Consider the following 4,280-nt stretch of genomic DNA (forward strand, 5'->3'; position numbering starts at 1 on the left):
AAATGCATTTACTTCCGGGCCGTTAATGTCGCTGATGAGCAGGTTGGCCAATGCACTGTAGTCTTTTTTTGCTACGGTCATTTCCTTCATACCGCGTGGCAAAAACCGGTCTTCCTGGTAACGTGATGCCTTTACATTGTAATTGGTAATAGGCATATGAAACCCACGAAGCTCGGCGGCGTGTTCATACTCGGCAAAATAGCCGTTGGTACTGCCGTTGAAGACTCCGGTATTTTGATCGCCCGTCCAAAAAAACATTTGTTCTTCAAAAGGGTAAAACCTGTCCAAGCGCTTGTGCATAGCCGAATCCAGGTCATAATGCAGCATGCCTGAAGCGCTTAATTTATTCTTTTGTTTTTCGATGAGTTCGGGTTTACTGGTAGCGAGAATAAGTCCGTTACGGTCATAGATGGTACCGGCTTGCAACTTGTTCATCAATATCGCAATGCGTGGGTTATAACTAAACATGCGCAAACCACTTTTATCCGCAACCAAAGCCGGTTTTACAACCCATTGTTTATTATCTGTAGTATAGCGGGACATATTGACCACCAGCAATACGACGCCGGCCAACGCAGCTGCCAAAGCGGGTACCAGGTTTTTATCCTGTTGCTTGGTGATATAATCCATTTGTACGGCCGTTCCTCTTACGGATGAAACGGACAACAGGAAGCCTGCTGCTAACAGGTTGATCACCAATGATGAACCACCGTAACTTTCAAAAGGCAGGGAAACCCCCGACAAAGGCAACGCTCCGATAGATCCGCCCGCTATTAGCAGAAACTGCACAAAGGTACATACGCCTATACCGGCGCTGAGATAAAATAGTAAGGGCATTCCCGTTTGCCTGCCTATAATGATGGAACGGTGCAGGTACAGCAAAAACAGGATAAACACAGCGGCCATACCGGCCCAGCCAAATTCTTCGCCGATGGATGGCAGGATCATATCGGTATGGGCTTCGGGGATGGTTTTGGCAAAACCTTGTCCTACGCCTTGCCCGCTTAAGCCGCCGCTGGCCATAGCCCAAAGACCGTTAGCTACCTGGTCGCCACCGTACACTTCATTGTTCCAGGCATCCTGCCAAATCGCTTTACGCTCAACCAAACGCTCAACCGGACCAGGGATAATTTTATCAAGGCCGGGAATTTTATCGATGGTTAAAAAGGCCGTGATCACCACCAAAGCCATGATGGCAGATTCGCTCAGCCTCCTGCGCCTGAAAAACACAACGCCGCCAAGCGAAAAGAAGGTAATACCTGCGCTAAGCCAGATATTATCAAAGAACCAGGTAGTGAGTACAAATAGTACAACGAAACCTGCCATGTACAGGAAATCGCCGCGCGAAAACGAGAACAGGATGATGAATGTAAAACAGATCACCATGGCCGGGCCTAAATCGCCCAAAACCAAAAACAATAGCAGGGTAATGATAGTAGCAATAAGCGCAAATGAGAAGAACGACCAGCGCTTGCTCCAACTGGCATACTGACTGATGAATTTTTCGTTCGTGGCAAAAAATCCCGCAAGGAAAATAACGATGAGGTATTTTACAATCTCACTCGGCTGAAAACCCAGTAGGTTTACTTTAACACCGCTGCCCTCCGGACCGGTTCCAAACAAAATGGTAGAGAAAAGTATGGCCATGGCTACAATTGCCCAGGGCCAGCCGTTGGCCGCAGTCCTGCTCCATTTAAAAATAAGCAAACGGTAAAAGCCCGAATCAGGGTTAAGCTTACGCAGGTTGAACAGTTGGATGATACAGATCCCAGCTATACCAATACCCAGGTAAATGAGGGTATCCTTAGCCAAAAACCTGTCGCGCAGCGGATCCTGCAAGCTTAAAAGGGTAAGGAGCGAGATGCCTGTAAGCATCATGATAAGCGGTAAAATAATCTGATCGGCGTTGGGGTACCGGGCGCTGAGTAACAGGTGTACAACGATAAAACCGGCAAAAAAGCAAACGGCTATGATCCAGTACCACATGTTGAACTCATCCTGATAACGTACAATGAAAGCGCCTTCCTTTTTCAGAATATTAAAATCGCGGGTGGAGAGCAGCTTGATACTATGCGGAGCCTGGTTAAATTTGAATGTTACGTCTTTATCCAACTCATCAATACCCTGCGAGCGGCCAAACTCAAAGCCCGGCTGCATGGGTAATACTGAAAATGCTTTACCGGTTGGCAGCTTGGCAAATACAAAGCGCCCTTCGGCATCCGTACGGGCAAAGGCGGTTAATGATTGCAGTACTTTCTTTTTCTGATCGTTAAGTACGTACAGCTTTTTGTAGGCCGATCCATTTTCGGAGTATGAGGTTTTTGCGCCGGTTTCTTCATCGCTAAAAATACTGTCCCGGGGTAATATCATGGTCAGCTTTACCAATACGCCGGGTACCGGTTCGCCTTTATGCTGTATAGTACCTTTAATGTTGTATTCGCCGAGGTTAAGATCTGTTTGGGCGCCTAAAGCTGGCGGGTTTTTCAATTCCTGCTCAAAGCGGGTTGAATCATCGCCAGTATAGCCTAAAAGCGTACGGGAGGTAAGTACGCGTTTCTTAAAAGTTTCGCCGCCTTTTTCAAAAGCTTCATCGGCATTTACGTAGTATTTGCGTTTGTTGAGCTCGCCGGTGTTATCAACCAGGTCGCCTGCCGCTTTACGTGACGCAATTACCGATTCAATGTAATCTACATCCCTTGGATCATCAAAATAATAGCCTTTTTTAAGTAAGGCCTTTACGTTTTGAGCGGTATTGGGCGAGTTAAGGTTTACGATGGTGCCATCTTTCAGACGCTTATCAACATCAGTAAACTTAAGCTGTAGTACACTGTACAGCCTTACAAACAAAACGGCCAGCAATATGCCTGTAAGCAACAGGAACAGCCGTTCCATTCTCCTGCCGGGTACTTTTGGATTTTCCTGGGCCATTTATTAGTGGGTAGCTTTAACGGGAACAGAATCGGTTTTGAACATACTGCCAAACAACCTGCCCGAAATGTATTTTTTATTAGGGAACAGGTACGATGCCTGTACCGGCGTTAAGCAATTATTGAACTGCACATTTTTTAAAACCAAAGCATCGTTGTGCGTAACGATAGCCGTAGGGAAACCATCAAAGGCTACGCTATCCAATACCACATATTTACAGTTAGCAGCCAGCGCAAAAGCAGGCCCCGAATAGGTGGAATCTTTTTTAAACACAATAGCGCCTTTTGTTTTAATATAGATGCTGTCTTTATTGATATGCAGCGTATCGCTCAATATAATTGGCTGCTGAAAATCAGCCGCCGAAAGTAACAGCGTATGGCCTTTTAGTTTATTGATGGTATCCTGAAGTTTAAGCTCTGTAGCATTTTTAATATGCCGAACTGCCAGCGTATCTGTTTTTTTAGGGATAGCAGCCCGATCGGCATTCTTTTTAAACTGCCAGATAAATCCGCCTAAAAAAATGAAACACAGCAGGGTGAGTATAGCTACCGTACCGCCGTTTCCTTTTGTTTTTACCACAGGTTCAGGTTCTTCCTGCTTTTTTACGGGGGCAGGGGTAACTTCCGGCTGTTCGGTAGTTTTTACGGCAGCTACCGGTTTAGTAGCACTATGCTGTTTGCGTTCTTTATCGTTATGAACCAATACCACGGTCACGTTGTCCTTACCGCCGCGGCTATTGGCTGCATCAATTAGCTTTTTTCCTTTTTCGGGGAGATTATCACTGCCGGTAAGGATGCCGGTGATCTTATTTTTATCAACCAAATCGGTTAAGCCATCGCTGCAAATGAGCAGGATATCACCCGGCAAAAAAGGCGAGTTACCTGTCTCCACAAAATCAGGGTCTTTACTGATCTGCCCCGCGAAACCGAGGGCTTTGTTGATTTCGTTACGTTTGGGGTGTTCCATGGCGGCTTCCTCGGTCAGCCTGCCCGAATCTTCCAGGAAGCCCACGAAAGAATGGTCTTTTGAGATCTTGATCAGCGAATAATCGCGCAGCAGGTACAGGCGGGTGTCCCCAACGTGCGCATAGTAAAACTTATTGTTGATCACGTCCACCACGGCCAGCGTGAGTACGCAGGCCATATTTTCAAGATCTTTGTTCTGTACTTTTTCGTCGTAGATCCGCTGATTGGCAATGGCGAACGTATTTACCAACAGCGGAATAACGTCGCCCGCGATAAACTGCAATTGCTCCAGGATGGTGGCGCGGGCAATTTCGGCAGCAATTTCGCCGCCGGCGTAGCCGCCAACCCCATCAACCACGCAGGCTATGATGAAATTACCATCGCCCG

2 protein-coding genes are annotated in these 4,280 nt (G+C 46.8%); both read right to left on the minus strand.

The window, feature by feature from the left end; all coding sequences use genetic code 11:
- Positions 1 to 2,928: FtsW/RodA/SpoVE family cell cycle protein (locus VF500_RS00945; RefSeq protein ID WP_330857877.1), on the minus strand; the 2,928-nt coding region annotated here is incomplete at its 3' end.
- A 3-nt stretch (positions 2,929 to 2,931) separates the two neighbouring features.
- Positions 2,932 to 4,280: protein phosphatase 2C domain-containing protein (locus tag VF500_RS00950; RefSeq protein ID WP_330857878.1), on the minus strand; the 1,349-nt coding region annotated here is incomplete at its 5' end.

This window comes from Mucilaginibacter sp. (assembly GCF_036383575.1).
Lineage (GTDB): Bacteria > Bacteroidota > Bacteroidia > Sphingobacteriales > Sphingobacteriaceae > Mucilaginibacter.